Source organism: Gemmatimonas sp. (genome assembly GCF_044376735.1).
In the GTDB taxonomy this organism is placed as follows: Bacteria; Gemmatimonadota; Gemmatimonadetes; order Gemmatimonadales; family Gemmatimonadaceae; genus Gemmatimonas.
In genome coordinates this window covers 1-3442 of the sequence record NZ_JBILKJ010000229.1, presented here as the reverse complement: position 1 = coordinate 3442, position 3442 = coordinate 1, and the positions used below count along the sequence as shown (strand labels likewise).

General features: G+C 64.3%; 3 protein-coding genes. 1 reads left to right on the top strand and 2 read right to left on the bottom strand.

Features of this window, described 5'->3' with window-relative positions:
• A partial coding sequence (locus tag ACIRA7_RS15895; RefSeq protein WP_396221814.1) for a hypothetical protein occupies positions 1–533 on the top strand: 533 nt, incomplete at its 5' end.
• Positions 534–581: 48 nt separating this feature from the next.
• On the opposite strand, the gene ACIRA7_RS15890 is transcribed toward ACIRA7_RS15895, so the two are convergent.
• Both ACIRA7_RS15890 and ahcY read right to left on the bottom strand, forming a co-directional pair.
• On the bottom strand, positions 582–2054 hold the full coding sequence (locus tag ACIRA7_RS15890) for a carboxypeptidase regulatory-like domain-containing protein (RefSeq protein WP_396221813.1): 1473 nt from the start codon (positions 2052–2054) through the stop codon (positions 582–584).
• 78 nt (positions 2055–2132) lie between these two features.
• Positions 2133–3442 (bottom strand): adenosylhomocysteinase (ahcY, locus tag ACIRA7_RS15885; protein ID WP_396221812.1); only part of this gene is annotated, 1310 nt, incomplete at its 5' end.

Sequence of the window (3442 nt, the reverse complement as noted above, 5' to 3'; positions counted from 1 at the left end):
TCCCCGACGGCAAACCCGACGGCGCTGGCTTCGCCGCCACCGGCTTTCAGTCACTGCAGAAACTCGAACGGCATCTGCTGCCGCAGCTGGTGACCATCGACGGTGCGACGCGCTACACCGACGTCACCGACATCATGCGCGAACTCCGCGCCATCATCCGCCGCGAAACCGACCTCGGCCTGTACGTGCACATCCACACCCACGATCCCGACCTGCGGTACAATCCCGGCGACCATGCCGACCATCGCAGCGTCGGACGCCTCGCGCTGGCCCTCGGGCACGCCATGCACGTGCCCGTCACCCTCTATAGCGGCTACGTGAACATCCGCCGCGCCGACAACCTCAACGCCACCGACGCCGCGCACAAAGCGTGGCTGTTCGTGACGTATGATCGCGCCAGAATGGCCGTGAACATCAGGTTCAGCGCCTACTGCGAAAACCCGTGGGCCCACGTGGTCTACCTGTCGCGTACCTACGCCCGCAACGCGCCGTTGGCCGACGGGCTGCTCTTTCGCCCCATGTCCGAGTTCTGAGCCTGGCACCGAAGAAGCGGCGCCAGTCGCACCCACGTTTGCGTGGAGTCAACGCGTTCGCGGTCCGGTCCAAATGACGATGCTACCGCACGTGCTCGTACCGATCGCGAACTCAGGTGGCCGCGTGACGGCTGTCACGTACACCTCGATGGCACGGATATCCATCGGCATCACGTAGTCATTGACACTATCCTGACCATCCGGATTGGGGATGCGGACGCCATCGATGAAGACCGTCGGCACACAGGAACCACGAAAGTCTCCGCGAAGCAGTACGCGATCGCCGCCTACCCCGGGGACCACGCGCACACCGGCCAGGTTGACGAAGAGATCCGATGTCTGCGACTCGACACGTTTACTGAGCTCCTCGGGTCCCAGGAACTTGCCGAAACCGCGTTGCCGCCGCTCTTCGAATCCGGCCATAGCTGGCCCAAGGAGGCGCCGACGCTGTGCGCGTACTTGCACGGTGTCCAGCATGAGCAGCCGTTCAAGACGCGCATTCGCGGTCAAGGTCGCATCAGCGCGAAGTTCGATGATCTCGCGTGACGGTTGGTATCCGATCGCGGTGGTCTCCAGCAGGTAACTGCCCGATGGCAAACCACTCAACGTAAAGCGTCCGTCGCTCGCGCTGCGCGTCTCGAGTCCGCTACCCCACACCGTCACGCGTGCGTTGGCCAGAGGCTGGTTGCCCGCTCCACTCGTCGACGCGCGCGCGACCCCTTCGAGGCGGGCCGTCCCTCGAACAACCTGAACGTTGGTCGCGTCGAGCGTGTCAGGCACTGCGTTGCCGGATATCGGAGACGCCGGGATGATCATGGTCATGCGATTCGCTTGCCCGATCAATAAGTCGAGTTGCCCGATCCCGTGCGCCGGCAGGACGAAATCGAGGACGCCAGTGGAATCCGCATCCGTCCACGCACGTACCCGCAGCGTGCCGCCCGAGGGCACACCACACGCCACAAAGCGACCGTTGGGTGCGGACTCCACCTCGACAGCGTCGAGCGACCGCTCGATGCGCGCGTTCCTCATGGTGAATTCGACCCATTGGATACGTACCGTTCCCATGCTGCTGCCGTCTAAGCCGGCGGTGCGACGCAGCACGCCATGGACATAGCCAGACGAATCGTCCGCCACGGCGTCTCCACACACGCGTGCGATCAGCGCACGTCCCGACGGAACGGCTAACGACGCTCGGCTTGTGCTGTTCGCCTTGACCTCCACCAGCACGCCGAGTTGATCGACGGCGACCGAGTCGAGCCACGGGTGTTGAACGCCGATCATCCAGCCTCCCGCCTCGAGACTGTCAACGCTGAAGCGCCCGAGACGATCGGTTGCCGTTGAACGGGTTCTGCCGCGGTCGCGGGCATTGACGAGTTGCACGGTCGCCTGCGCTAGTGGTTGCGCCCGCACACTGTCGTACACCACCCCGCGGAGAGTACCCGTCGCCGGCGACTGCGCGCCAGCACCGTACATCGGCGACGCACACAGCATCGCCAGCCACAACCATCGAATCAGCGTCACCCCACAACGTTGCAGCACAAACGCAAACGGCGCCACCTCACACGAGGTGACGCCGCTTCCGCCCGACGACTTCGCGGCCTAGTAGCGGTAGTGATCCGACTTGAACGGGCCCTGCGCGTTCACGCCAAGGTACGCCGCCTGCTCCGTGTTCAGCGTCGTCAGCTTGACGCCCAGCTTGGGCAGGTGCAGGCGCGCCACCTTCTCGTCGAGATGCTTGGGCAGCACGAACACGCTCTTGCCGTACTTCTCGGCGTTGGCGTGCAGCTCGAGCTGCGCCAGCACCTGATTCGTGAAGCTCGCCGACATCACGAAGCTCGGGTGACCCGTCGCGCAGCCGAGGTTCATCAAGCGGCCTTCAGCCAGGATCAGGATCGAGCGGCCGTTCGGCAGCACGAACTCGTCATACTGCGGCTTGATGTTGATGCGCTTCATCCCTTCGACCTTCTTGAGACCGGCCATGTCGATCTCGTTGTCGAAGTGGCCGATGTTCGCCACGATCGCCTTGTCCTTCATGCGGCCCATGTGCTCGACCGTGATGACGTTCTTGTTGCCCGTGGCCGAGATGAAGATGTCGGCTTGGTCCACAACGTCTTCAAGCGTCGTCACCTGATACCCTTCGAGCGCCGCCTGCAGCGCGCAGATGGGATCGATTTCGGTGATGATCACGCGCGCGCCCTGCCCCTTGAGCGCCTGCGCACAGCCCTTGCCCACATCGCCGTAGCCCATCACGACCGCGATCTTGCCCGCAAGCATGACGTCGGTGGCGCGGTTCAGACCATCGATGATCGAGTGGCGGCAGCCGTAGAGGTTGTCGAACTTCGACTTGGTCACCGCGTCGTTCACGTTGATGGCCGGGAAGGCCAGCGTGCCCGCGCGCTCCATCTCGTACAGGCGATGCACGCCCGTCGTGGTCTCTTCACTCACGCCACGAATGCCGGCCAGCACCTTCGTCCAACGGCCCGGGTTCTTCGCCTGCTCCGCGCGCAGCAGGTCGAGAATCACCCCCCACTCTTCCGGCTCGTTGTCGCTGTCGAAGCCCGGGATCACGCCGCTCTTCTCATACTCGGTGCCCTTGTGCACGAGCAGCGTGGCGTCGCCACCGTCATCGAGCAACAAATTCGGACCCGTGCCGTCGCTCCACATCAGCGCCTGCTCGGTGCACCACCAGTACTCCTCGAGCGTCTCACCCTTCCACGCGAACACCGGCGTGCCCTTGGGCTGCTCCACCGTGCCGTGCGGACCGACGGCCACCGCGGCCGCGGCATGATCCTGCGTGCTGAAGATGTTGCACGACACCCAACGCACATCGGCGCCGAGCGCAACCAGCGTTTCGATGAGCACGGCCGTCTGCACCGTCATGTGCAGCGAGCCCATGATCTTCGCACCCT